This is a genomic window from Bifidobacterium sp. B4079 (genome assembly GCF_026537385.1).
GTDB classification, from domain to species: domain Bacteria; phylum Actinomycetota; class Actinomycetes; order Actinomycetales; family Bifidobacteriaceae; genus Bombiscardovia; species Bombiscardovia asteroides_I.
Genome location: NZ_JAFNMH010000010.1, coordinates 1 through 1,408, shown reverse-complemented (window position 1 = coordinate 1,408; position 1,408 = coordinate 1). Strand labels below are relative to the sequence as shown.

Genomic DNA, 1,408 nt, shown 5'->3' with positions numbered 1-1,408 from the left:
ACCGGGACGGGGCTGTTCCCGGAGCAGTGCCACTGATGCTGAGACCAGCATAAGCAGGAAAACCATAATCAGTCACCATGCCCCAGTTCGACTGATTGCCTCCGTAGAGATTTGGGTTGTTATCCCAGCCTACCCAAGAATACGGGCCGCTGCACTGAAGACCAGCGCCCTTGCCCAGGCATTCTTGCATATACAGGGTGAAGTTCTTGCCATTTGCCGATAGAGCTGAGGTCACATTGGACACCCTGTCCGGCGCATTTATCATTGTGCCAGGCTCGAAATTTTTACAATCATCGATTGTAGTGGTGGCCCATCTCCATGGAGTACCAGGACGGCTGCAAGATAGCACCCCTTTCTGTTCACCAACAACCGCATAGATATGCACAGGCTCGTCGGCACCGCCAGGTTGGTAATATGACGCATCAGCAGAATTCTTAAGCGCCAGATCGCCCTCGATGGAAATGGTCAAATAGTCATATAAACCAGAATTGATTATCGTGTGCACAGTGAAGTATTCATCCCTGTTCTGCGCCCACTTATAGGCTCCAGACCAGGGCTGATCTGAGGGTGACGCTGAAGCAATGGTGTTCAGATACCTTATTCTGCGATAGTATGACGGACTATCTGAGCCCTTGTACTGATAGACAAAGGCCAAATTACAATTGCCTCTGGTGTCGGCACCGCCGGTAGCATTGGCGCAGGAAGGGTCGAACTCGTTGTGCTTCACGCGCAGGATGAAGTCCATGCGCAGCTCATCCTGATAGGAATCAATCTTATTGTTGTAGCCCAACATCCGATAGAGCAGCGGCTTCCTGCTGGCCGTCCCGTCCTGCCCGTCGACGGCATTCGCCTGACCGGCCGACAAGGCGCTCAGCCCAAGCGGAACAACCATGGCCAGCACCGCCAGAAGGGTCACCAGAACAGCGATGACCGAACGACTCACACGCTTAGCGTCCCGTCCCTGCAAACGCTTCAATGCAATACCCCCCAGATCATAATGAAATCATGCTCTAGAACAAATCAACTCTGCTTTTGACTTACCCCAATTAAGGCAACTGCACATAGAGCACAACAATGCATATAATTTTTTCTTTGCTTTTCAAGGCTACAGAAATTAAAGGGCATAATCTGGAATTCAGATGGGGTGTTTTGCTACCGTTCAAGGTCTTGCCCCCCCCCGACAAGCCCCGCACCCAGCTGGCGAGAAGGAATATGTTGTCTTCTTCCGTCCGGTCTGGGTTGGGGGCGAATACAGCCTTGGCAACGGCAGCAACACGGGAAATAAGGCCAGGGCCTGCCTTCATCTCCATGGAATTGGAAAAATGGGTACAGGCCCTGGCTGATGCTACCGGAGTCAGTGGCGGTTTTCCTGCTTGTTCCTCAGGCAGGCCACGAAGCCGACCAGGCC

The 1,408-nt window shown here is 52.7% G+C and carries 1 protein-coding gene and 1 pseudogene; both read right to left on the bottom strand.

Annotated elements, in window-relative coordinates; all coding sequences use genetic code 11:
- A pseudogene (locus tag J3T95_RS09105) lies at positions 1-976 on the bottom strand (hypothetical protein); the annotation flags it as partial.
- A 70-nt stretch (positions 977-1,046) separates the two neighbouring features.
- Positions 1,047-1,408 (bottom strand): hypothetical protein (locus J3T95_RS09100; protein WP_267451180.1); only part of this gene is annotated, 362 nt, incomplete at its 5' end.